Genomic DNA, 24919 nt, shown 5'->3' on the forward strand with positions numbered 1-24919 from the left:
TATGTCGATAACAAAATTCTGCCACGCGCTGAAGCGTTCGCCCTCCACCAGCATTGGGCTGTTTATTCTCTCTTTGCTGGTTATCATCGCCCTTTTTGCACCGGTGCTCGCCCCCTTTGATCCTAACTGGCAGAACGCGGCAGACCGATTATTACCGCCGGGGGAGAGCCATTGGTTGGGAACTGACAGCTATGGTCGCGATATGTTATCGCGCCTGATTTACGGCACTCGCCCAACCTTGGGATTAGTGCTGCTGGTCACGGTAATCACCTTACCGCTGGGGCTATTGGTTGGGGTGCTTTCCGGCTATTACGGTGGCTGGCTCGAGCGTATTCTGATGCGTATCACTGATGTGGTGATGTCGATGCCACGGCTGATTCTGGCCTTTGCATTTGTTGCCATGCTTGGCCCCGGTTTAATCAACGGTGCACTGGCTTTGGCCCTGACCACTTGGCCGGCTTATGCCCGTCAGGCCCGAGCCGAAATTCAGCTATTACGCAAAAGTGACTATCTAGCGGCGGCTGAAATGATGGGAATCAAAGGCCTACGGTTGCTGTGGGGCCATATTTTACCGATGTGCCTCCCTTCTGCAGTCGTGCGTCTGGCACTCGATTTGGCGGGTATTATCTTAGCGGCCGCGGGGTTAGGTTTCCTCGGACTGGGGGCCAGACCCCCAATGTCCGAGTGGGGGTCGATGGTCGCCGATGGTATGCAGGTGATTTTCGACCAGTGGTGGATTGCCGCGATTCCGGGCTGCGCTATCTTACTCAGCAGTATGGCATTTAACCTGCTAGGCGATGGCCTGCGTGATATTTTGGACCCTCACCATGACTGATAAAATTTTCGCTGTCGATAATCTGTGTGTCGATTTTCAACAACAGCGGGTGGTGGATAATATTTCATTTCATCTCGGTCACGAGCGGGTTGCACTGGTGGGTGAATCTGGGTCAGGTAAGTCGATTACCGCCAGAGCGTTAATGGGATTAGTGCGCGCACCGGGGAAAGTCAGTGCCAAGAAGCTGAGTTATTATGCAGATAATACTGACGAACAGGGTAATTCTGGTCAGGTAGTTGAACACGATTTAACTCGCCTGAAACCTAAACAATGGGGCGCATTGCGTGGCAGTGAAATTGCCATGGTGCTGCAGGACCCCCGCTATGCGCTCAATCCGGTACGCACCGTGGGGAAGCAAGTTGAAGAGTCCCTGCTCCTGCATAATGCTCTTTCCGCTGCCGATACACGTGAGCGGGTGTTAAATGCACTCGCCTCTGTTGGGTTAAACGAAAGTGCATATCACAGCTACCCCGGCCAGCTATCTGGCGGTATGGGGCAGCGCGCGATGTTAGCCATCGCCTTGGTGAATAACCCCAGAGTACTAATCGCGGATGAACCCACATCAGCGTTAGATGCCAAACTGCGCAATCAGATCCTTGAGCTGATCGTCGAACAAACCGAACAACGCAATATGAGCTTGCTACTGATCAGCCATGATCTGCCGCTCGTCGCCGAACATTGTCACCGCGTGCTGGTGATGTATCAGGGAAAGTTAGTGGATCAAGGGCTGGCGGCAGATTTACCTCATTCAACACATCCTTATACCCATACACTCTGGGCCTGCCGTCCGAATGCCAGCACCTATGGCACTGACTTGCCGGTACTGGATCGCCATGCCGATTTTTCTGGAGGCCTCCGTGGCACTGATTGAAGTTAATAATCTGCAAGTCCGCTTTGCCCAGAAAAACCAGATGAAAACGGCGGTTGAATCAGTCAGTTTCGTGGTTGAAGAGGGCGAAACTTTCAGCCTGATCGGAGCTTCTGGCTGCGGCAAGTCGACGGTGTTGCGCACATTAGCGGGTTTACAGCGAGAGTGGCAAGGCGAGATAACCTTGCTGGGCCAGCCAATACGGTCAGGGCAACGTTTTACGGGCCAGTTGCGTAAGGAGGTGCAGATGGTATTCCAAGACCCCTATGCCTCACTCCATCCGCAACATAATATTCAGCGCACACTGGGTGAACCGTTAAAAATTCATGGTGAACAGAACATTCAGCAGCGAATTGATCAAGCCCTCGAGCAAGTGGGCTTACCGGCATCTGCGGCCCAGCGTTACCCCCATCAGTTCTCCGGTGGTCAGCGCCAGCGGATTGCCATCGCCCGCGCCCTGTTATTACGCCCAAAATTGTTGCTATTAGATGAACCCACTTCGGCATTAGATATGTCGGTGCAGGCTGAAATCCTCAATTTACTCAATCATCTGAAGCGTGAATACGGGATGACCTATTTACTCGTGAGCCACGATAGTGATGTGGTTGCGCATATGTCCGAACGAGCCGCAATGATGGACGGCGGCAAGATAGTGAGAACCTTTACCCGGCGAGATTTAGAGCTTGCCGAGCATTTTATGGGGTAACGTTTTATCCTTCACAATAGGGCAGGTTTGAGGAATATGAGCGGGCTTTGATTAACAGCGGCCCAATCACAAAAACCTGCCATCATCAGACCTGCCACACAACGGGAGATAAAACTCCCCATGTCAGCCAGTATTGAACAGGAATAGAGCAAACGCTAATTTCCTTGTTCTAAGTCAAACTTGTTTACTGTTATCTATATATAGTGTCTTCAGGAAACAAAGAGACCTATATGTAGTAGTTATCCACAAAACCATCCACACCCTCTCGCAGCCCTTATGTGCTGTGGGTTGTCTTGTGGATAACCTTTGCTGCAGGATACAGGAGCGACATTGTGAAAACAGTAGTGATTAAACGGGACGGTTGTCAGGTGCCTTTTGATGAGGTGCGAATCAAGGAAGCCGTCGAACGCGCAGCTTTAGCTGTTGGCGTTGTCGATGCAGATTATTGTGCAACTGTTGCCCGAGTGGTCGCTCAGACGATGGAGAACCAGTCGAAGGTTGATATCCGCGATATCCAGACTGCGGTAGAAAACCAACTGATGGCCGGTCAATACAAGCAGCTCGCCCGAGCCTATATCGAGTATCGCCATGACAGAGATATTTCGCGGGAACTGCGCGGTCGCCTGAACCAAGAAATCCGGGGTTTAGTAGAGCAAAGTAACAAAGCCCTGCTGAACGAAAATGCCAATAAAGACAGTAAAGTCATCCCGACTCAGCGCGATCTGCTGGCCGGTATTGTTGCGAAACACTACGCGAAACAACATATATTGCCACGTGACGTGGTGCTGGCTCATGAACGCGGTGAAATTCACTATCATGATCTGGATTACGCACCCTTCTTCCCCATGTTCAACTGCATGTTAATTGACCTTAATGGCATGCTGACTCAAGGCTTTAAAATGGGTAACGCGGAAATCGAACCGCCAAAATCCATTTCTACCGCCACCGCAGTGACAGCACAGATTATCGCGCAGGTCGCCAGCCATATATATGGTGGTACAACCATCAACCGCATAGATGAAATTCTGGCCCCATTTGTCACTGAAAGTTTTAATAAGCATAAGGCTGTGGCTGAAGAGTGGCAGATCCCCGATGCCGCTGGTTATGCCATGTCACGTACCGAAAAAGAGTGCTACGACGCCTTCCAATCATTGGAATATGAAGTCAATACGCTGCATACCGCCAATGGCCAAACACCGTTTGTTACCTTTGGATTTGGGTTGGGCACCAGTTGGCAATCGCGCATGATTCAGCAAGCTATCCTGCGTAATCGCATCGCCGGTTTGGGAAAAAACCGTAAAACAGCGGTGTTCCCGAAACTGGTCTTTGCTATTCGTGATGGCCTGAACCACAAATTTGGCGATGCCAACTACGATATCAAGCAGTTAGCGCTTGAGTGCGCCACCAAACGCATGTATCCCGATATTCTGAATTACGATCAAGTGGTGAAAGTCACTGGATCCTTTAAAACGCCTATGGGTTGCCGCAGCTTCTTGGGTGTGTATGAAGAGAATGGTGAGCAAATCCATGATGGCCGTAACAATCTGGGGGTTATTAGTCTTAACCTGCCACGCATTGCACTGGAAGCCAAAGGGAATGAAGAGAAATTTTGGCAATTGCTGGATGAGCGTCTGCTGCTAGCCAAAAAAGCCTTGATGACCCGTATTGCCCGTCTGGAGGGGATTAAAGCGCGTGTCGCCCCGATCCTATACATGGAAGGTGCCTGCGGAGTGCGGTTGCAAGCAGATGATAATGTTGCTGAAATCTTTAAAAATGGCCGCGCCTCTATCTCTTTGGGCTTTATTGGTATTCACGAAACCGTTAATGCGCTGTTTGGTCATCAGACTCATGTCTTTGATAACGAAAAATTACGTGAAAAAGGCGTGGCGATCGTCGAGCGAATGAGGCAAGCAACCGATACTTGGAAAGAAGAAACCGGTTATGCCTTCAGCTTGTACAGTACTCCGAGTGAAAATCTGTGCGACCGCTTCTGTCGCCTTGATACCGCCGAGTTTGGCGTGGTAGAGGGCGTCACAGACAAAGGCTATTACACCAACAGTTTCCATCTGGATGTTGAAAAGAAAGTGAACCCGTACGACAAACTCGATTTTGAAGCACCTTATCCACCTTTGGCTAACGGCGGTTTCATCTGTTACGGCGAATACCCTAACTTGCAGCATAACCTCAGAGCACTGGAAGATGTCTGGGATTACAGCTACAGCCGAGTCCCTTATTACGGCACCAACACGCCAATTGATGAGTGCTACGAGTGCGGCTTTACCGGTGAGTTCTCTTGCACCAGCAAAGGCTTCACTTGCCCGAAATGTGGCAATCATGAACCCTCGAAAGTGTCTGTCACTCGTCGGGTATGTGGCTATCTGGGCAGCCCGGATGCACGACCATTCAATGCCGGTAAGCAAGAAGAAGTGAAACGTCGGGTAAAACACTTGGCTAACGGGCAATTGGGTTGATGGCTAAAAACAATGACCCAAAGTCATTGCGGCTACTGTAGACACTAAGCAAACGCATCCCGATGAGCTTACTCCACGTAAGTGATTCGGGTGACAAATTAGCCGGGAGCCGATTTGAACGCTGTTTGCTGTGCTCTAGAAGAGGCGAGGCCCAAGGATGGACCGAGCAATAGAACATAGCCAATCCCTGAGGCTTCAAGTACAAGGGAGACACTGATGAATTACCATCAATATTACCCAGTCGACGTGATTAATGGCCCTGGCACTCGCTGCACGCTGTTTGTTTCCGGCTGTGTCCACGAATGTGTGGGATGCTATAATAAAAGTACCTGGCGGCTTAATTCGGGTAAGCCGTTTACTCAGGAAATGGAGGATCAGATCATTGCTGATCTGAATGACTCCCGTATCCAGCGGCAAGGGTTATCCCTCTCCGGTGGTGATCCGCTGCACCCGCAAAATTTGTCAGCTATTTTGTCGCTGGTAAAACGCGTACGCCAAGAGTGCGATGACAAAGATATCTGGCTCTGGACTGGCTACACACTTGACGAACTGACCGACGAACAACAGCAAGTGGTTTCACTGATCAACGTACTGGTCGATGGCAAATTTGTGCAAGACCTCAAAGACCCGTCACTTATTTGGCGTGGTAGCGGTAATCAGGTCATCCATTATCTGCGCTAGCCTATTCCAAGGCGTAATCAATCTGAGTACGCTCCACAACATCCAGAGCAGACTATCATCACTGGGCAAGCCAGCAATATCACCAAGCTGACTTTGCTCAGTCCATTGATTTTAGCTACGCCCTCTCAGAAGGACACCACCACGGCGTAGAAATAACTCAATGTGATAAATTTTTTTATTCGCTTTACATGCCCCTCTAGCCGCAAAAAAACTTCATCGTACCGCCATCTCAGCTTAACCCTATTGTCATTAAAAACCGCCAGCATAGCGGTGAGATCACTTACTGGTTATCGCCATGACAAGCTGCCACCTACCCGTCCATGCTTATTTTTCTGTCATTTCATCGTGGTCACGGTCAGGGGGGCTAAGACTCAGAGAGGGTATATCCGCCATGCACTTATCTAGACCACCGACCAGTTATCCCACCCGCTATCAACAAATTGCGGCCCAATTGGAGCAAGAACTGCGTGGCGCCTATCGCTGTGGCGATTATCTGCCTTCAGAGCAACAGTTGGCTGACCACTATCAAGTGAACCGCCACACCTTACGGCGGGCAGTGGATGAATTGGTCGAACGCGGCTGGTTACAGCGCCGTCAGGGCATCGGCATTTTGGTGTTGATGCGCCCTTATAACTATCCGCTGCATGCCAATGCTCGCTTTAGCCAGAACTTACTCGATCAAGGGAGTGACCCCACCAGTGAGCGCTTACTTGCAGTTCTACGTCCTTGTATTGAGCATGTAGCAAAAGCGCTGTCACTGACCGAAGGGACGCCTGTTATCCATCTGCGCACGTTACGGCGTGTCAATGGTGTGCCAGTCTGCGTTATCGATCACTACCTGCCAGACCTGAATTGGTGGCCTGTTCTTCAACAGTTTAACGCCGGTTCACTACATCAATTTATCACCCAGCATCTACAACAACCGCTGCGTCGCAGCCAGACCCGAATCAGTGCGCGACGTGCTCAGGCAAAAGAGAGCCGTTTGCTTGAAATTGCTACCCATGCGCCGCTGCTGTGTGTACGAACCCTGAATGTCTGTGCTGATAGCCAGCAAGTGGCGGAATATTCCGTCAGCCTGACCCGTGCCGACATGATTGAACTGACCATGGAGCACTAAATGGAAAGCGCCTCTACACCTCGACAGAGCTGGATGTCAGTGCTGGCTCATAGCCAACCGGATGAATTACTTGCCCACTGGCAACCATTGAATTTATCACCGCACTATCAGGTTATCCGCGCACCGGAAATTGGCTTGAACCAATTGCAAGCCAGAATGGGGGGCACAGGCCGTCGGTTTATTCTCGGTGATATGACCATTACCCGTGCCGTCATTAAGCTCAATGACCACGCGGATATTTACGGCTACAGCTACATTGCTGGGCGCAATAAACCTCATGCTGAACTTTGCGCACTGCTCGATGCTTTGCTGCAACTGTCTACTGTTAGTACCACATCGGCGGGATTAAACGAATTGTTGCTTAATACCGTCATTTACCCGCTGGCAGCAATACAACAGGAACGGCGGGAATTACGCGCTCGTGCCATCGCCACCAGCAAAGTTGATTTCTTCACATTGGTGCGAGGAGAAGATTGATGACTATACTCAGCCATTTCGACCATCCGGTTGACGATGCCCAACACGCTTTTCGGCGTATTCTCAAAGCATTAAGCGAACCCGGTGTGCTGGTTTCATTGCCACATAGCATGGGTTGGCAGCCATTGACCCCCGCAGCAACCAGCATTCTGCTAACACTGGCAGATCAGGAAACACCACTCTATCTAGAGGCCCCGCTGAACAGCGATTCTGTGCAACAGAATTTACGCTTTCACACTGGCGCGCCTTTGGTCGCCAGTAGCAGTGATTCCAGTTTTGCTTTATTTAGCAATGCGATAACAGAGAAACAGATTGCGAACTGCCCGGTGGGTAGCGAGCTGTCTCCGGAACACTCTGCCACGGTGATTGTTCAGGTTGATAGTCTGCACCAAGGCGTGCCGCTGCGCCTACACGGACCGGGCATTGAACACCGTCGTACCGTCGCGCCACAACTGCCAACCTCCGTATTGAATTACCTGCTCAACCGCCCTGCGGCATTCCCTGCGGGAGTCGATTTCTTACTGACCTGTGGTGAAAACCTGATGGCTATTCCACGAACCACCTATGTGGAGGTGTGCTGATGTACGTTGCAGTCAAAGGTGGTGAGAAAGCTATTGCGGCAGCCCATCAATTGCTGGAACACCAGCGGCGGGGTAACACACAGATCCCGGCTGTCGATTGCGAACAGATCGAGCAGCAATTAGGTCTGGCGGTGGATCGCGTGATGACCGAAGGCGGTATTTATGATCGCGAACTGGCGGCATTGGCGATCAAACAGGCCAGTGGCGATCTGGTGGAAGCCATTTTCCTGCTGCGCGCTTATCGCACGACCCTACCTCGTCTGGCAATCAGCCAGCCGCTGGCAAGTGAAAATATGCGGCTAGAACGACGTATTTCAGCCATTTACAAAGATTTGCCGGGTGGACAAGTGCTCGGCCCAACCTACGATTACACCCATCGTCTGTTGGATTTCACCCTGTTGGCCTCCGGCGATACCCCCCATATCCGTAAAGGCAGAGAAACAGCACCGGACGTATTTTCACAAAATCCTTGCACTCATGTGTTTGATTTATTAGCACAAGAACAGTTAGCGAAAGTCGAGTGTGATAACGGTGCCCAGCCGGAAGATATCACCCGCAACCCGCCAGTTTACCCCTGCAACCGCTCGGCTCGGCTGCAACAACTGGTGCGCGGCGATGAGGGCTTTCTGCTAGCACTCGGTTATTCCACTCAGCGCGGTTATGGCCGCACACATCCCTTCGCCGCCGAAATCCGTACCGGCTACCTGACCATTTCCATCCAGCCCGAAGAGCTGGGTTTTGCTATCGATATTGGCGAGATCTTGCTCACTGAGTGCGAAATGGTGAATGGATTTGTTAGCCCGGAATCCGAGCCACCACATTTTACTCGCGGCTACGGGCTGGTCTTTGGGCGCGGTGAGCGCAAGGCAATGTCGATGGCATTGATGGATCGCGCACTGCAAAGTCGCGAATATGACGAAAACGTCACTAGCCCAGCGCAGGATGAAGAATTTGTTTTGGCGCATGCCGATAACGTCGAAGCCGCCGGTTTTGTTTCTCACCTTAAATTGCCCCATTACGTCGATTTTCAAGCTGAACTGGAGCTACTGAAACGTCTGCGCCGTGAACATTTGTCATCCCCCCTACAGTCATCCTCTCAAGCACAGGAGCCACATCATGACTGACGTTCTCACCGGCTACAATCTGGGTTACCTAGATGAGCAGACCAAACGAACGTTACGCCGCGCGCTACTTAAAGCTGTGGCGATCCCCGGTTATCAAGTCCCGTTTGGTGGACGTGAAATGCCGATGCCTTACGGTTGGGGCACTGGAGGCATTCAGCTAACGGCCTGTCTAATTGGCCGCTTTGATGTCTTGAAAGTGATTGACCAAGGGGCTGATGACACCACCAACGCGGTATCGATCCGCCGCTTTTTCCAGCGCGTCAGTGGAGTTGCTACCACGGAAAAAACCACCGATGCCACGTTGATCCAAACCCGGCATCGCATCCCTGAGACACCGTTAACTGAGGATCAGATCCTTATCTATCAAGTGCCGATCCCCGAACCACTGCGGTTTATTGAACCACGCGAAACCGAGACGCGAAAAATGCATGCGCTGGAAGAGTATGGCGTGATGCAGGTGAAACTGTATGAGGATATCGCGCGCTACGGCCATATCGCCACCACCTATGCCTATCCGGTAAAAGTGAATGATCGCTACGTAATGGACCCGTCGCCGATCCCAAAATTTGATAACCCCAAAATGCATATGATGCCCGCTCTACAACTGTTTGGCGCTGGCCGTGAAAAACGCCTTTATGCTCTGCCGCCCTTTACCAAAGTGGAAAGTCTGGATTTTGACGATCACCCATTTACCGTGCAGGAATGGAATGAACCCTGCACCCTGTGCGGCTCGCGTCACAGTTATCTTGATGAAGTGGTCATGGATGATAGGGGCAGCCGGATGTTTGTCTGCTCGGATACGGATTTTTGTCAGCAGCAATTAGCGCAGGGTGCCGCGCAAAATAACCTGACTCAGGAGGGAGCAATCCAATGATTACCGCACAAAAACAGGCCACTGCTCATCCACTGTTGTCTGTGGAAAGTCTCACCCACTTATACGCGCCGGGTAAAGGGTTCAGCGATGTCTCTTTCCAACTGTACCCCGGTGAAGTGTTGGGGGTTGTGGGTGAATCCGGTTCAGGGAAAACCACGCTACTGAAATCCATTTCGGCCCGTCTGGCCCCCCAGCAGGGGCAGATTATTTATCGCCCTGACACGCAGTCATCTGTTGATTTATATCAGATGGCCGAAAGCCAGCGCCGCCGCTTGCTCCGCACCGAGTGGGGAGTGGTTCATCAGCATCCACTCGATGGTCTGCGCCCACAGGTTTCGGCGGGTGGCAATATTGGTGAGCGCTTGATGGCTATCGGCCAGCGTCACTATGGCGAAATACGCCAACAAGCAGGCCGCTGGCTAGAAGACGTCGAAATTCCACTCTCCCGATTGGATGACCTGCCCACCACTTTCTCTGGCGGTATGCAACAGCGGCTGCAAATTGCCCGCAATCTGGTGACGCATCCCAAACTGGTATTTATGGATGAACCCACAGGTGGACTGGATGTCTCCGTGCAAGCTCGGCTATTGGATTTGCTGCGCAATCTGGTGGTGGAAATGCAGCTAGCCGTGGTGATTGTCACCCATGACTTAGGGGTTGCTCGCCTACTGGCAAACCGCCTGTTGGTGATGAAAGAAGGCCGGGTCATTGAAAGTGGCCTGACCGACCGGGTACTCGATGATCCGCATCATCCTTATACCCAGTTGTTGGTGTCATCGGTGCTGCAAAACTGATTTTCAGCTTTCGGCCCTAATCCGTAAGTCAGCTAACGAGAACTCACTATGAACCCCCTGCAACTCAAAGTTGAAAATCTCAGTAAAACCTTCGTGCTGCACCATCAGCACGGTATTCACCTACCGGTGCTACACCAAACCTCTCTGGAGGTCAGCAAAGGTGAATGTGTGGTGTTGCACGGTCATTCCGGCAGCGGTAAATCCACTCTGCTACGCTCTTTATATGCCAATTATTTACCCGACAGTGGCCATATCTGGGTCAACCATCAGGGAGAGTGGCTGGATATCGTCACCGCCGAAGCCCGACAAATTATGGCAGTGCGCCGTCATACTGTGGGCTGGGTCAGTCAGTTCTTGCGGGTGATCCCTCGGATCAGTGCGTTGAATGTGGTGATGCAGCCCTTGCTGGAACTGGGGATAGAACGAAGTTGGTGTCAGCAGCGCGCTCAGGATTTGTTGACGCGCCTTAATGTGCCGCCACGGTTGTGGGATCTGGCTCCGTCAACCTTCTCCGGCGGCGAACAACAGCGGGTGAATATCGCCCGCGGTTTCATCGTGGACTACCCCATTTTACTGCTTGATGAGCCAACCGCATCACTTGATAGCACCAATAGCGCGGCGGTGGTTGATCTGATTAATGAAGCCAAGCAGCGCGGAGCTGCTATCGTCGGGATTTTCCATGATGAAAATATACGCAACCTTGTCAGTGACCGCCTGCTGGTGATGACCCCACCACCTTCTCATGTCGGCACGGAGATCCCCGCATGATCCTCAATAACGTTAATCTTATTCTTGAAGAAAGCGTGGTCAACGGATCACTGGAAATCCAAAATGGCGTGATCCGTAGCTATAGCGATCGTCCCACTCAACTTTCTGCCGCGATTGATGGGCAAAATAGCTGGTTATTGCCAGGGCTTATCGAGCTGCATACCGACAATCTGGACAAATTTTTTACACCGCGCCCCAAGGTTGATTGGCCAGCCCACTCAGCAATGAGCAGTCACGATGCCTTGATGGTTGCCAGCGGGATCACGACGGTTTTGGATGCTGTCGCCGTCGGTGATGTGCGCGATGGTGGCCATCGGCTGGATAATCTGCAAAAAATGATTAATGCAGTGGTGGATAGCCAACGGGCGGGATTGAATCGGGCTGAGCATCGGATTCATCTGCGCTGTGAGTTACCTCATGACAGTACCCTTCCCTTATTTGAAAAACTAATGATGCAGCCGGAACTGTCATTGGTATCACTAATGGATCACTCACCGGGTCAGCGCCAATTCGCCTCACGGGAGAAATACCGCGAGTATTATCAGGGCAAATATCACCTTAATGATCAACAGATGGTGGAATTTGAAGAGGAACAAATCACTCTTTCCGCTCGCTGGTCAGGGCCAAATAGAGAAGCGATTGCCAGCCACTGTCGCCAGCAGGGAATCGCACTCGCTAGCCACGATGATGCCACCGCCGAACATGTGGCGGAGTCCCAAGCTCTGGGCAGTGTGATTGCGGAGTTCCCCACCACCGAAGTGGCGGCCAGAGCCTCACATCAACATGGATTACAGGTCTTGATGGGCGCGCCCAATATTGTTCGGGGCGGTTCTCATTCTGGTAATGTCGCCGCCCACCAGCTCGCATCACTGGGAGTATTGGATATTCTATCTTCTGATTATTACCCAGCCAGCCTGTTGGATGCGGTATTTCGTATCGCACACGATGAAACCAACAGCTTCACGTTGCCGCAGGCGGTCAATTTAGTCACGCGCAACCCTGCCAAGGCTTTGGGGCTAAGAGATCGCGGGGTCATTGCAGAAGGCAAACGAGCGGATTTGATATTGGCACGCGCTCATGCGGGTTTGCAGAGCCAACATGTTTACGTGCAAAACGTCTGGCGTCAGGGAATACAGGTGTTCTGATGGCGCGCTTAATCTATCTAATGGGGGCTTCCGGTGCAGGCAAGGATTGTCTGCTGTCCGCTCTGCGGGCAGCCATGCCCACCAATATGACGGTGGCGCACCGCTATATCACTCGCGAGGCCCATGCAGGCGCAGAAAACCATATCGCCTTGAGTGAGCAGGAATTTCTATTGCGGGCCAAACAGGGATTATTTGCCCTGTTTTGGCAGGCACATCAGCACCATTATGGGATAGGTATTGAGATAGATATCTGGCTGCAACACGGATTGGATGTGGTAGTGAATGGCTCCAGAGCTTATTTACCCGAAGCCGAACAGCGCTATCACCACCAATTATTGCCACTGTGCCTGACGGTTTCACCCACGATTTTGAGGCAACGGTTACAACAACGTGGGCGTGAAAATAGTGAGCAAATAAGTGAACGCTTACTGCGAGCGCAATATTATCAGCAACAACTGCCAGATAACTGTCTGCAACTTTGTAATGATGGTGAATTGCACCATACGCTAAAGCAGTTTCAGCAATTATTGGCAGAGACTATCCCTTTAAACAATGAAATAGGGAATCAAACATGGAACTCACATTGTTAGGTACTGGCTGCGCCCAACAAGTACCGGTGTTTGGTTGTGACTGTGTGGTTTGCGCAAAAGCCAGAGTACAACCGACTTTACGCCGTAAACCTTGTAGTGCCATGTTGCGTTATCAGGGGGAAACAACGTTGATTGATGCGGGGCTGCCAACACTGGAGAGCCAATTTACGGCGGGGGAAATTCAGCGTTTTTTGCTTACACATTACCACATGGATCATGTTCAGGGGTTATTTCCGTTGCGTTGGGGGTGTGGAAATGCGATCCCGGTTTATGGTCCGCCGGATCCAGACGGCTGCGATGATCTGTTTAAGCACCCGGGAATACTGGCTTTTCAGCCGCCCTTAAGCCCATTTAAATCGCACCAATTTGGCGATTTACGGGTGACGCCGATCCCCTTGAATCACTCCAAAATCACCTTTGGTTACTTGCTGCAAAGCCCAAACCGGACCATTGCTTATTTAACTGACACCCTCGGGCTGCCTGCTGACAGTGCGCTATTTTTGGCCAGTAAAGAGATTGATTTACTGGTCGTCGATTGTAGCCACCCGCCACAAACACCACCGCCACGCAATCATAATGACGTGATAATGGCACTCGCCATCAGTGAATTATTGAGGCCGAAAGTGACATGGCTGACACATATCAGCCACCAGTTGGATGCTTGGGCGCTCGACAACACACTCCCCGCAGAGGTGGTGATTGCCCAAGATAACCAGACAATATCCTTATTATGATGCGCGCTGCATCTGGGCGGAGGTCAAAATTTTAACCCCTTCTTGTGGTGGGGCAAAAGCCTCATCCAGCAGTGCCTGCGCCACATCTTTGGCCTTAATTAAACGCCATTTGTCTGGCAATAAAGCAAATAGGGGAGCACTGAGACTTTCCATTAAGCGTGGTGTTGTGCGCTTACCTGCCAACATGGAGGGGCGAGCAATAGTGAGTTGCGGCCAACCTTGGTTTTGTAAATCTCGCTCGGCTTCGCCTTTGGTGCGATTATAAAACATCCACGAGTGGGGATTGGCTCCCATCGCACTCACCAGTAAGAAATGCCGAGCGCCCAACCGTAAACCGGTTTCGCCCGCGACCAGCACCAGCCGATAATCGACCTGACGAAACGCCGCCTGACTACCCGCTTGCTTGCGCGTCGTCCCCAGACAGCAGAAGACCAAATCCACCGGTTCAACCAAGGTTTTCAGCAACTCGGCGATATTCTCACCTTGTGGATTCATCAGTTTGTTCATATTGGGCAATGGCTTACGCGTTGGTGCAATGATCGATGTCACTCTGGCATCCAAACGTAGCAAGCGCAGTAATTCGCCGCCCACCAAACCACTTGCTCCCAGCAATAATACCTTCGCCATCTGACCCCCTGATAAAAACACCTGCGCCACCACGGTATGGAGGCAATGATTAAATCAATTGCGATTGATAATACATACAAGAAACACTATGACATAACACCGAAAAACAGCCAGTTATAATCAGAGCCAAGAGACTATGCCCCAAAGTCATTGGCGTTATAGCTAGGCGGTAAGCGAGCTTATCCCGATGAGCCTATTCAAATAAGGTCAACAACAAGGTCAGTGATTCGGGTAAGTGAACGCGCCCAACACCCCTCCAGCTTCAAGGTCGAGGGGCATTCCAATGCAATTTTTTGCCAAAACCGAGGGTATTATTGGTCATCTTGATTTCCAGCAACGTCAACTGCCAGAGAGGGGCACAAGCCACTTTTGCAACGGGGAAGCGGCGGCAGTAACGTTGGCGGGCGGCATCTTCGGCTTCGCCCTGTAATGGGGCTATTTCACCGCGATATTGAATACCTTTGATCAAAGCCACGGTGCGTGGTGCCGTGGCAATAGTGCCGACAACCTGCGGATTAATCTGCATCAGTTCACCGTGGCGGGTATGTTTTTCTGTCATCAGATAAAGCGCCATTTGTGCTTCATCAAACACATAAAAACAGTTGGCGCACCACATATCCATACCGCTGCCAGCGCACAGCGTCAGTACATGTTGCCGGCGCAGGAAGCGGGTAATGAAGGCTAAGTCATCAGGGTTATTCAGGTCACGCATTATTCATATCACTCACTGGCTGAAAAGCAGCCTTGAGTGTACCTCAACTTCGTCTTTCTACTAGCTTTGCCACAATAGACGATCACGGGATGTCAGTGTTTCTGCCGGTAAAGTAGCGAGTGCCGCCTGATAGCGCTGGGCATCTTTTGGGTAACCTCTGGCGGCTTGCAATAACAGCCGCAGCGCACTGTCATAATCGATACCACGCAAATCACGGTAAGGCCATAATTCAGGTTCGGCAATAAAGGGCAGCAAATAGTCGATACCTTGTTGCACATTACGGCCATCCTGCACCCACTCCCAGCGATCAATTTCGACATGCTCACCATAGCGGCAAAGCAGCAAATGCGCCTCCAGATTAAACAGGGAATAATGGAACGGCACTGTTCGTTCCAGCTCCATCCACTGTTTACCGTCTTGAGCAATTTGCGCTGCCAGCCGCTGGGTTATTCCTTGCCGAATGATGGTGGAAACCAGCCCACGATCACCATAGAACATAGCGTTGGCTGCGCGCTGTACGTCATACCAAGTGCCGTGATTGTTGTGCCAGACATATTCAGAGTGGCCCACTTCACTGTGGAACATCCAGTGGTTAAAGTCGCGGAACCATTGCTGCAAAACCGCAGTATCCTCGGTATCCAGCAGTTTAGCCGGCAATATCAAACCGACGGTATCAATCACCATCCACATCAGGCGGGTATCAATTAACCCCGTGCCGCGACCAGAGACAATCCCGGGAATGGCCTGACCATAATTCAGGTGTGGATTCATGCGCGTTTTCGCATCTAAAAACCAGCAACGAATCTGTTCCGCCGCCACCTGCGCATACCGGCTGTTGCCGGTAAAATAGTAGGCTAACCCCAGTGTCAAACAGCGGTCACACATGCGCACAATACGCTGGGTGTCAGTATCGTCATTTTGACTCTGCGGATTAGTATGACCATCACGCCGAACATAAGGCAATCCGTTGGGTTTACGCGGATTTGGCCACCAGTAAGTACCAAAACTGTAATAATCATGAATGTCACCGCTGACGGGCAGCAGCGTCTTGTGTGTCACACTCTCCGGTGGCTGATCCCGTAGGGCATCTGCTTCACTTAATAACCGACGTAACGCCGGTTGCAAAGGTGAAAAAGGCTGCTGTAATACCGCCTTAGCTTTGATTAAGCAGTCAGTATCCAGCGTGTACAATTTCATCGGTGCCGCAGATGTTTTTATTGGTGTCATGGGCATGGCTTCCTTTATACAGCTTGGCAAGCAACCCGCTCGCCAGTTGCGGCATCGAAAATGTGGATACCAGCAAGTTTCGGTTGCAGATAGACCGTCTCGCCCTCGTTTACCGCCAGACGCTGCTTAAACACCGAGGTAAAACGTCCGCCGCCCGTGCTGCAAAATAGCTGCATATCCGAGCCCGTATTTTCAATGGCAGTAATGGTCGCTTTCAGCGCACTGGCGCTGTGAGTCTCGTCCACCACATTGACCTGCTCCGGGCGAATGGCGTACACCACACTTTGCCCTTGCGTCACTTGTAAACCAGCAGGCAGTGTCAGTAAGGAGCCATCTTCCAGCCGCAGTAGGAATTCCCCGCTCTGCTCCACAACGGTGCCTTTCAACTGATTGATCTCTGGTGATCCGATAAAACCGGCAACAAACAGATTGGCTGGGCGATCATAAAGATCTAATGGCGACCCCACTTGCTCAATTCGCCCTTCGCGTAGCACCACGATCATCTGCCCCATGGTCATTGCTTCTATCTGATCATGCGTCACATAAACTGAAGTGGTTTTCAGCCGCTGGTGCAATTCGCGGATCTCACCACGCACTTGAGTACGCAATTTGGCATCCAGATTTGACAATGGCTCATCGAATAAAAAGACCTGCGGATTACGCACAATGGCTCGCCCCATGGCAACACGTTGGCGCTGACCGCCGGAGAGATCTTTAGGTAGCCGCTCCAGCAGTGCCTGTAAGCCCAATAACTCGGCCGTGGTTTCCACTTTTTTACTGATGTCAGCTTTAGACATTTTGGCCATTTTCAGCGCAAAACCCATGTTCTCGCGCACGGTCATCTGCGGATAAAGAGCGTAGCTTTGGAACACCATGGCAATATCGCGCATCTTAGGTTCGACGTCGGTGACATCTTTATCATTAATTCCTACCGTGCCACCGGAGATCTCCTCCAGCCCTGCTATCATCCGCAATAAGGTGGATTTTCCGCAGCCACTAGGACCCACCAACACGCAAAACTCACCATCAGGAATTTCCAGTGATACGTCGCGGATCACATGGGTGTCACCGTAAGATTTACAGACATTTTTAAGTACAACCGATCCCATTTTGTTTCTCCCTAGCCTTTAACCGCGCCAGACATGATCCCGCGATTGAAATGTTTTTGCAGACCCAGATACACGATGATGCTTGGCAACATCGCCAGCAGAGTGATGGCAATAAAGATGTTTGGTGTGATGCTCTCGTCGGTACGTAAAGTGCCGAGGATCACCGGAATGGTATTCAGGCTGTCCTGATTCACCACGATCAATGGCAGCAGGTATTGGTCCCAAATCATAATGAAGCCGAAGGTCACGACCGTACCCAATGCCGGTTTAACCAGTGGCAGGATGACGTGGAAGAAAATTTGCCATTCACTGGCCCCATCAATACGTGCCGCCTCTTCCAGCTCTTTCGGGATAGCCGCCATAAATTCGGTCAGAACAAAGATTGAGAAAGCCCAGCCGACTATCGGCAAGATCATGCCCAAATAGCTGTTGTACAGCGAAGCATCGATCACTGGCAGTTGCCAGTTGATTATCATATAGAGAGGGATGGCGATCACTTCTTCCGGCAACATCATGGTCGAAAGAATGATCAAGCTTGTCAGAGAGACCCCAACAAACTTTTTACGGGCCAGCGCATAAGCGGCTAACGCACTGACTGACACCTGTAAAATCGTACCGAAGAACACCACGATGATGGAGTTCAGCAGGTATTGCCAGACGCCGATATCCATCCAGGCAAAGATAAAGTTCTCCCATGAGAACTGATTTGGCCAGGCCAGTAGCTCACCAGGTTTGACCGGCGCGCCGCTAAATGCGGTGGCGATGATGCCCCAATACGGACCAACAAAGACCACCAGCAGCAGGCCATAAATTATCCAGCGGCCGATACTGTTCCACGTTTTACTTTTCATTACCAGTCTCCGGCTCAGGTTAGTAACGGGCGATACGCTTTTTCAATGTGAGGTGACAAATCGTCAATACCACAGTGAAAGCGAATAACAGGAAGGAGACCGCTGACGCATAACCATAGTCAAACTGCTCAAAGCCCAGCTTGTAGATATGAGTCATGATCATCTCTGTTGCATTTGACGGACCGCCGCCTGTGGTGGCATAGACTTCAGCGAATACACGAAAACCACGGATAAACGACAACATCAGTACCACAGAAAGTGCAGGGATCATGCCCGGCAACGTGACGTAACGCAGGCGGTTCCACCAGTTGGCTCCATCCACATTCGAGGCGTCATATAAATCGCGGTTAATACCCGCTAACCCGGCAATAAAGATAACCATGTTGTAGGGTACGGCTTTCCAGATATGCAGCATCATCACCGTCCACAGCGCCTGATCGGTATCTGCCAGAAAACCCTGCGCTTCAATGCTGAACCACGACAGAATATGGTTCACAACACCGTTACTGGTTGGATTAAACAGAATCCGCCACATTTCAGCGACGATCGCCGCACTGGTTACCGCTGGTAGGAAGATCGCGGTACGGATAAAACGCAGATGCCGAGCTGGCCCTTCTAATAGCATGGCTAAAAAGAAGGAGATGAAAGCGGCCACCACCATGGTGACCACCACATATAACAGGGTGTTGAAAACGGCTGAATGCAGTGCTTCATCACCCATCGCGCGGGAAAAGTTATCAAACCCGACCCACTCATTTGGCTGGTTAAAGTTAACCTTGTAAAAACTCATCACCAACCCTTGTAACATCGGGATGAATTTAAACCAGGTGAAGATGACCAGTGCCGGGGCCAGAAACAGCCACGGGACCAGATTACGTTTTAGTCGGGGGGTTAGCGTTATCATGATTTACTCACTGCCCTAAGACATTCTGTTTAGCCAACTCATCATTCACTTTCTGATTCACTGCTTTTAATTCAGCAGGGATATCACTGTCACAGCTAGCTAAGATGCGGTTGAAGCCTTCAGCCGTCACTTGACGAATTGGCGTCCAGTTAGGTACTTGTGGAATATAGCGGCCATGTTCGGCATACAAATCAGCAAACATTGCCCAGCGAGGGTCGTTATAGACGGCTTTGGTATCAACTTGTTTATTAATCGATAACCGCACGACTGGCATATTGTTGCTGCCCATGCCCATGCCGATTTGCTGGCCTTCCGGAGAGATCATAAATTCAATGAATTTCTGAGCAGCTTCTTTCTGTTTGCTGCTTTTCATCATAAACACCGTCGTACCCTCAGCCAGTGTTGCCTGCCCTTTTGGCCCCGTCGGTGGTGGGATCACTTCGAAAGCGTCTTTACCGGGATCTTTATCAAATAAGGCGATGTGATAAGGGCCAGAGAAGAACATGCCACTTTGACCAGAGCGGAATGAAGGGATGGCATCAGCAGTGGTGGCGTTAATTGCCCCCGGCTGGACAGTTTTATCGCACACCATGCCACGCATGAAGCTCAGGGTTTCAGTGGCGGCTGGCTCTTCCAGTGAACCTTTAAACTTGCCCTCACCTGCCGGGCGAATGAAGTCGCCCCCAGCCTGCCAAAGATAGGAACTGATAAACCAACTGGCGTAACCACGGGTAGTTGAACCCGGCAGAATAAAGCCGTAGGTGTCATTCTTACCATTACCATCTGGATCATTAAAGGTAATAGCTTTCGCCATTTCACTGATATCTTGCCAGTTTTTAGGTTGCTCTAACCCCAGCTTCTCCCGCCAGTCTTTACGTATAAACAAGGCAAAAGTTTGTGCTGAGGTCGGTACACCATAATATTTGCCATCAATATATTGCGCACTCTTCCAGGCGGTTTCGAAGATATCTTCCCCACCAATAATGTTTTTCGGCTCAATCGGCTCAACAATACCCAGTTGAACGAACTGTCCAATAGCCACGGCATCGTTGAAAATCAAGTCCGGTAGTGCGTTACCCGCAGCAGCCCGCGCTAGACGCTGTTCAAAATCGGTTGTTGCATTGAAATATTCAATTTTGATACCGGTTTTTTTCTCAAAAGTGTCAGCTTCTTTTTTATAAATATTTTTAGAATCATTACTGGCGCGGATCCACACTTGCAAGGTTTCCGCCGCGTGAAGGGAAGGAATCCCCATGGCTAAATAAGTTAATAACAGCAAAGATTTTATTTTTACTTTTGACATTATCATTTTTGTCTTCATCTCAGCGTCCTCGTTGATATCTAATTTTTTTGAATTTACCCAGAGGTTTAAATAACAGAATAAAATCACGAAACACTCGATAACATTAGAACTCAGAGGAAAACAAAAAACTACACCATAAAAAATAAAACTTAATTCCATTTATAAATTTCTGCTTGAGATCACACTTGAAAAATAATACAAAAATCACAAAAAACAAAAATATTCATATAAAACAATAAGATTAAATATTCATTTTAAAAATTAAAAAAATGGTGTAATTATTTTAATTGGCTAAAAAACGTCTAAAATAGAGATTTAACTTGATGACAATCACAATTTAAATCATTTATTTACAGATAATTTATAAGATCGACTTGGATCACAAAAGTCCAAAAACTTTGCCCTAGAATTCAAATCCTCGTGAAATGGAACAGTGTTCTTTTTTATAAAAAGAGTACGAGAATAGTCAATAACCTTGTTTTTATTAGGTGAAAAATCTATTTGATAAAAAATGATAAATTAATTAAATGAATCAATTTACTTTATTTTTAATCATGTAAAACATAAAGAATAAGGAAAGTAATGATGAAAACTCTGGGTAAAAAAAACCTATTACTGGCTATTCTTCTAGGATCGTCGCCATTTATTTATGCGGCAGAAAGTCACCCATTGCTATTAAAAGTGGACGACATAAACTATAGCATTGATCAAGTTAAGCAAAATAATCCACTATATGAAAAATCCTATAAAAATCTGATAACTAAGGCTGATAAGGCACTAAAAAAACCACTCTATTCTGTAATGGATAAAAGCCTGTTGGCCGCCAGTGGTGATAAACATGACTATTACAGCTTCCCGCCTTATTGGTGGCCAGACCCAAGCAAGAAAGACGGTATGCCTTATTTGCGCAAAGATGGGGAAACAAATCCAGACGCCAATAGTGACGCCACTGATAAAAAACGCATGAACAGTTTCAGTGAGGATGTCTATTATCTGGCATTGGCTTACCGCTTTACTGGCAAGCCGGAGTATGCCGAAAAAGCACGAGACCAATTGGTCAACTGGTTCGTCAATCCCAATACCCGAATGAATCCGAATCTACAATATGCGCAAGCTATACCAGGAATCAATGAAGGCCGCGGTATTGGTTTGATTGATAGCCGGGCGCTTGTCGATGTTATTGACGCAGTTGAATTGATAAGACCGGCCAATGTGCTCACTGAAAATGACTATCAGGCAATCAAACTTTGGTACAAAGATTTTTATCAATGGATGACGACCAGCCAGAACGGCTTTGAAGAAGATAACTGGCACAATAATCATGGCACCTATTTTGATATGCAGGCCGCCTCTTTTGCGCTGTTCAGCGACCAAAAAGCTGCCGCGCAGAAACGTTTGGAAATCACTCAACTGCGCCGCATCCCATCGCATTTTGATATCCAAGGCCGCCAAAATGCAGAACTGGAACGCACTCGCCCGTGGCATTACAGCAATTTTCATCTGGAAGCCTACAACAAGCTGGGCCGTCTGGGAGAAGTAGCCGATAAAGATATCTGGAACTTTAGTCTGGACGAACACAGTCTGAAAAAAGGCTATCAATATGTAGCTGGTTTTATCAATACCGACCAAGCCTGGCCATATAAAGACTTAGATGGCGTGCAAGATAAAAAAGCGCTGGTCAATATGATGGCAGCCGCACGAGCCTACCCGGCAGACCCTGATTTCGAGCAGAAAGCACAATATCTGATAGCCAAATACCCTGATGCTGTTGAAATCCTGCTCTACCCAATAAAACAAAAATAAGCCAATACCCACAACTATTGGAGTTGCAGGCAGGCGGCTAGCGAACTCATCCCGATAAACTAACCCAACGAGTTGATTCGGATGATAAATCTGTTGAGAGCTGGTTTGAACGTGGCCTAGCGCAGCCTCGAAGAGGCAAGGCCCAAGGATGGGCCGAGTAATAGAACGCAGCTAACAATCCTGCGACTTCAAATATCAAGGGTATAGCCGAGGAAGCACCAGATATGAAGCAGTTTACAGACAGGCAGATGGTTGAAATCCGCCAGAGAGTTGTACAACATCCGGAGATTATTGCCACACTGATTGCGGATAATCAGGTGGTTTTGGGCTCGGAAACACGGGTCCCCGCGACCGGAATCGCCACTTGGAACCACTACTATTATTGCCCAGACCACGGTGTGCGGTTGGAGTGGGATCTTAATTCCCCTACCCAACACCGTTGCCCGGTGGACTCACAATTGTTTAGTGGCGAACCTTATGACGGTGCTTGGTGGCGGGCACTCAATGGCCTGAATGCCAAAGCCTGTAATCAGTTGGGCTTACTGTGGCAATTAACCGGTGAAATAACCTACTTCAATAAAGTACGGGATATTCTCATCAACTACGCCCACTACTACCCTGACTATCAGGTGCACGGCGGCATCCCATACAATGGGCCGGGTAAAGCCAATGCACAAACGTTGTGTGAAGCCAATTGCCTGCTCGATTTTGCACTGGGTTATGATTTTATCGCCGATGCACTCAGTCAGGAGCAGCGTGACTGCATTGCCGGGCGCTTATTACGTGAAGGCGCTGATTTTCTGATGCAGCACCGCACTCGTCAGTTACATAATCATGAAGTCAAAATCAGTAGCGCGATTGCCGTGATAGGTCTGATTCTGGCGGAAGAACACTATATTGAGTTTGCCGTTAATGACGATTACGGCCTGCGCTATCAGTTGGAGCATGGGCTATTCAATGAAGGATTGTGGTTTGAAGGCTCAGTGCATTATCACTTTTATGCGCTGCAAGGCTTTTGGTCATTTGAAAAACTGGCCGCGGGGAGCCGATATAGCCTACTGACCCTGCCATACTACCGCGATATGCTTAGTTTTCCGCTTAAGCTGTTGATGCCAGATGGCACCTTCCCACGCATTAATGACTGTACTGCCGGACAGGAACAGCTCAATCATGCTCACTTATATGAATTTGCCTTTAAAACTTATGGCAATGATGAATATGCTGCCGCCCTGCACCATATTTATCGTCAACAACCCCGCCTCAATCTGGATGCTTTGCTGTACGGTGTCGAGACATTACCGCCACAAATAATTGATGTCATTCCAACGGATACCTTGCATGCCCCAGACTGCGGTTTAACCATTTTACGTCAACCACAGTCTGGCCGAGCTTTACTGGTCAAACACAGTCCTTATGGGGGTGAGCACGACCATTATGATCGACTGAATTTAATCCTGTTTGAGCAACAGCACGAGATCCTGCCGGATTTAGGCACCACTGGCTATGGCGCGCAATTGCATTATGGCTACTACAAAAACAGTGCAACTCACAACACGCTGAGTATAAATCAGGCGAACCAACCGCCGGCAGTTCCGGTGATTCATAACTGGCATCAATCTGCAAACTACAGTTGGTTGGATACTGAGGTGGATTGGGGCCAAAAAGCGCCGGAGTTGGATAGCCATACCCGCGTACAATGGGATTGCGAAGCCTATCGTGACGTTAAATTCCGCCGCCGTATTCTCTGGCTGGAAGATACCATCATCGATATCAGCAGCATTATCAATCCACATCAACAACAGTGGGATTGGACACTACATATTGACGGGAACGCCATACTGAAGGAGGGGGAAAACATCACGTTAAGTGGTAGCGGGCCATTGCAATATCTGCATCAGGTCACTGCCCGGCAGCTTCAAACGATCACCCAGTGCAACTATCAAACCGCAGCGCGCCCACTCTCATTGTGGCTAGCCGCAGATGCCACCTTATTGCAAGGCTTAGCACCAGCCAACCCATCAGTGCGTGATATAAGCTATTTAATTTTACGTAACCGCCAGCCTGAAGCTCAGATAACCTGCGTGTTTGATATGAACAATCACGACCCGCTTTCACAGGTGCAGGTGGAGAATGATGGCGAGATACTCTCTATCGAATTGACTCGCCAACAGAAGATAATACACGTCAAAGTCCCTTTAACTCGCAGCAGCCTGCCGCTATTCAGTTAAGTTTATTCATGTAGGGGTAGCCCTTGCCCCTCTTTCCCCACACTTATCGCTGCTCAAGGGATCAATCCCAGCATATCCTCCCTGATAATGGGGAATATGGCGAAAAAGTGCCTTATAATGTGATTTAGTTAGCATTTACCGCATAAGATAAATATGCATTTCTATGCAAAAAATTTGTATAAATGGGGATGTAACAAATCATTCTGGATTAACAATTAAAATACAATATTTATTAAGAACCCGCTCTCATTGCGTATATTGAATAATAATAGACCTACCAATGTATCTGCCGTGTTAAATATAACCCTACTGTTTTGCATAATACTCAGTACAGTTTTGAATAAACAACGTTTAAAATGAATAAATAGAGGGTTTTATTCATCTTCTAGT

The 24919-nt window shown here is 49.5% G+C and carries 24 protein-coding genes; 17 read left to right on the forward strand and 7 right to left on the reverse strand.

Annotated elements, in window-relative coordinates; all coding sequences use genetic code 11:
* Position 1: 1 nt before the first annotated feature.
* The 15 genes from ACIOG0_RS19105 (at position 2) to phnP (ending at position 13765) form a co-directional block, all read left to right on the forward strand.
* Positions 2–835, forward strand: a complete 834-nt coding sequence (locus ACIOG0_RS19105; protein WP_050099913.1) for an ABC transporter permease — start codon at positions 2–4, stop codon at positions 833–835.
* The gene (locus ACIOG0_RS19110) at positions 828–1706 is read left to right on the forward strand and encodes an ABC transporter ATP-binding protein (protein WP_050099911.1); all 879 of its coding nucleotides are present in this window, start codon (positions 828–830) and stop codon (positions 1704–1706) included. The genes ACIOG0_RS19105 and ACIOG0_RS19110 overlap by 8 nt, the downstream gene beginning before the upstream one ends.
* Positions 1693–2409, forward strand: coding sequence for an ABC transporter ATP-binding protein (locus ACIOG0_RS19115; RefSeq protein WP_050099910.1), 717 nt, complete (start codon positions 1693–1695; stop codon positions 2407–2409). Before ACIOG0_RS19110 ends, ACIOG0_RS19115 begins: the two co-directional genes overlap by 14 nt.
* Positions 2410–2741: 332 nt before the next feature.
* Positions 2742–4880, forward strand: a complete 2139-nt coding sequence (gene nrdD, locus ACIOG0_RS19120; RefSeq protein WP_050099908.1) for an anaerobic ribonucleoside-triphosphate reductase — start codon at positions 2742–2744, stop codon at positions 4878–4880.
* Between the two features lie 216 nt (positions 4881–5096).
* Complete coding sequence (nrdG, locus tag ACIOG0_RS19125) at positions 5097–5561, forward strand: anaerobic ribonucleoside-triphosphate reductase-activating protein (RefSeq protein WP_050099907.1); 465 nt, start codon at positions 5097–5099, stop codon at positions 5559–5561.
* A 391-nt stretch (positions 5562–5952) separates the two neighbouring features.
* Positions 5953–6678 carry a phosphonate metabolism transcriptional regulator PhnF gene (gene phnF / locus ACIOG0_RS19130; RefSeq protein WP_050099905.1) on the forward strand — a complete coding sequence of 242 codons (726 nt, stop codon included), beginning with the start codon at positions 5953–5955 and terminating at the stop codon, positions 6676–6678.
* Positions 6679–7155, forward strand: coding sequence for a phosphonate C-P lyase system protein PhnG (gene phnG, locus ACIOG0_RS19135; RefSeq protein ID WP_050140967.1), 477 nt, complete (start codon positions 6679–6681; stop codon positions 7153–7155). It abuts the gene before it with no gap.
* Positions 7155–7736 (forward strand): phosphonate C-P lyase system protein PhnH, encoded by a 582-nt coding sequence (gene phnH, locus ACIOG0_RS19140; protein ID WP_050099901.1) that lies wholly within the window; start codon positions 7155–7157, stop codon positions 7734–7736. Before phnG ends, phnH begins: the two co-directional genes overlap by 1 nt.
* Positions 7736–8860 (forward strand): carbon-phosphorus lyase complex subunit PhnI, encoded by a 1125-nt coding sequence (locus tag ACIOG0_RS19145; RefSeq protein ID WP_128451319.1) that lies wholly within the window; start codon positions 7736–7738, stop codon positions 8858–8860. Before phnH ends, ACIOG0_RS19145 begins: the two co-directional genes overlap by 1 nt.
* On the forward strand, positions 8853–9734 hold the full coding sequence (locus ACIOG0_RS19150; protein ID WP_050140966.1) for an alpha-D-ribose 1-methylphosphonate 5-phosphate C-P-lyase PhnJ: 882 nt from the start codon (positions 8853–8855) through the stop codon (positions 9732–9734). Before ACIOG0_RS19145 ends, ACIOG0_RS19150 begins: the two co-directional genes overlap by 8 nt.
* The gene (gene phnK, locus ACIOG0_RS19155) at positions 9731–10528 is read left to right on the forward strand and encodes a phosphonate C-P lyase system protein PhnK (RefSeq protein WP_050099896.1); all 798 of its coding nucleotides are present in this window, start codon (positions 9731–9733) and stop codon (positions 10526–10528) included. Before ACIOG0_RS19150 ends, phnK begins: the two co-directional genes overlap by 4 nt.
* Positions 10529–10576: 48 nt before the next feature.
* On the forward strand, positions 10577–11296 hold the full coding sequence (gene phnL / locus ACIOG0_RS19160; protein WP_050099895.1) for a phosphonate C-P lyase system protein PhnL: 720 nt from the start codon (positions 10577–10579) through the stop codon (positions 11294–11296).
* The gene (gene phnM / locus ACIOG0_RS19165) at positions 11293–12441 is read left to right on the forward strand and encodes an alpha-D-ribose 1-methylphosphonate 5-triphosphate diphosphatase (RefSeq protein ID WP_050099893.1); all 1149 of its coding nucleotides are present in this window, start codon (positions 11293–11295) and stop codon (positions 12439–12441) included. The genes phnL and phnM overlap by 4 nt, the downstream gene beginning before the upstream one ends.
* On the forward strand, positions 12441–13031 hold the full coding sequence (phnN, locus tag ACIOG0_RS19170; protein WP_050140965.1) for a ribose 1,5-bisphosphokinase: 591 nt from the start codon (positions 12441–12443) through the stop codon (positions 13029–13031). Before phnM ends, phnN begins: the two co-directional genes overlap by 1 nt.
* Positions 13013–13765, forward strand: coding sequence for a phosphonate metabolism protein PhnP (phnP, locus tag ACIOG0_RS19175; protein ID WP_050099889.1), 753 nt, complete (start codon positions 13013–13015; stop codon positions 13763–13765). Before phnN ends, phnP begins: the two co-directional genes overlap by 19 nt.
* On the opposite strand, the gene ACIOG0_RS19180 is transcribed toward phnP, so the two are convergent.
* From ACIOG0_RS19180 to ACIOG0_RS19210, 7 genes are all read right to left on the reverse strand, one after another.
* Complete coding sequence (locus ACIOG0_RS19180) at positions 13760–14392, reverse strand: NAD(P)H-binding protein (protein WP_050099888.1); 633 nt, start codon at positions 14390–14392, stop codon at positions 13760–13762. The two genes, phnP and ACIOG0_RS19180, sit on opposite strands and share 6 nt — an antisense overlap.
* A 262-nt stretch (positions 14393–14654) precedes the next feature.
* On the reverse strand, positions 14655–15104 hold the full coding sequence (locus tag ACIOG0_RS19185; protein WP_050099886.1) for a YhbP family protein: 450 nt from the start codon (positions 15102–15104) through the stop codon (positions 14655–14657).
* Between the two features lie 60 nt (positions 15105–15164).
* The gene (locus tag ACIOG0_RS19190) at positions 15165–16331 is read right to left on the reverse strand and encodes an alginate lyase family protein (protein WP_050099884.1); all 1167 of its coding nucleotides are present in this window, start codon (positions 16329–16331) and stop codon (positions 15165–15167) included.
* A gap of 14 nt (positions 16332–16345) precedes the next feature.
* Entirely contained in the window at positions 16346–17440 is a 1095-nt protein-coding gene (locus ACIOG0_RS19195) for an ABC transporter ATP-binding protein (RefSeq protein WP_050099883.1), read from the reverse strand.
* Positions 17441–17451: 11 nt separating this feature from the next.
* Entirely contained in the window at positions 17452–18291 is an 840-nt protein-coding gene (locus ACIOG0_RS19200) for a carbohydrate ABC transporter permease (protein ID WP_050099881.1), read from the reverse strand.
* A 19-nt stretch (positions 18292–18310) separates the two neighbouring features.
* On the reverse strand, positions 18311–19195 hold the full coding sequence (locus ACIOG0_RS19205; RefSeq protein ID WP_050110295.1) for a carbohydrate ABC transporter permease: 885 nt from the start codon (positions 19193–19195) through the stop codon (positions 18311–18313).
* A gap of 7 nt (positions 19196–19202) precedes the next feature.
* On the reverse strand, positions 19203–20516 hold the full coding sequence (locus ACIOG0_RS19210) for a sugar ABC transporter substrate-binding protein (RefSeq protein ID WP_050100138.1): 1314 nt from the start codon (positions 20514–20516) through the stop codon (positions 19203–19205).
* Positions 20517–21080: 564 nt separating this feature from the next.
* On the opposite strand from ACIOG0_RS19210, the gene ACIOG0_RS19215 reads away from it, so the two are divergent.
* Positions 21081–22301 (forward strand): alginate lyase family protein, encoded by a 1221-nt coding sequence (locus tag ACIOG0_RS19215; RefSeq protein WP_072086639.1) that lies wholly within the window; start codon positions 21081–21083, stop codon positions 22299–22301.
* 224 nt (positions 22302–22525) lie between these two features.
* Positions 22526–24529: a heparinase II/III family protein gene (locus ACIOG0_RS19220; RefSeq protein ID WP_128451317.1), complete on the forward strand. Its 2004-nt coding sequence runs from the start codon at positions 22526–22528 to the stop codon at positions 24527–24529.
* Positions 24530–24919 lie beyond the last annotated feature (390 nt).

It is taken from the genome of Yersinia vastinensis (assembly GCF_044905075.1).
Taxonomy (GTDB): Bacteria; Pseudomonadota; Gammaproteobacteria; order Enterobacterales; family Enterobacteriaceae; genus Yersinia; species Yersinia vastinensis.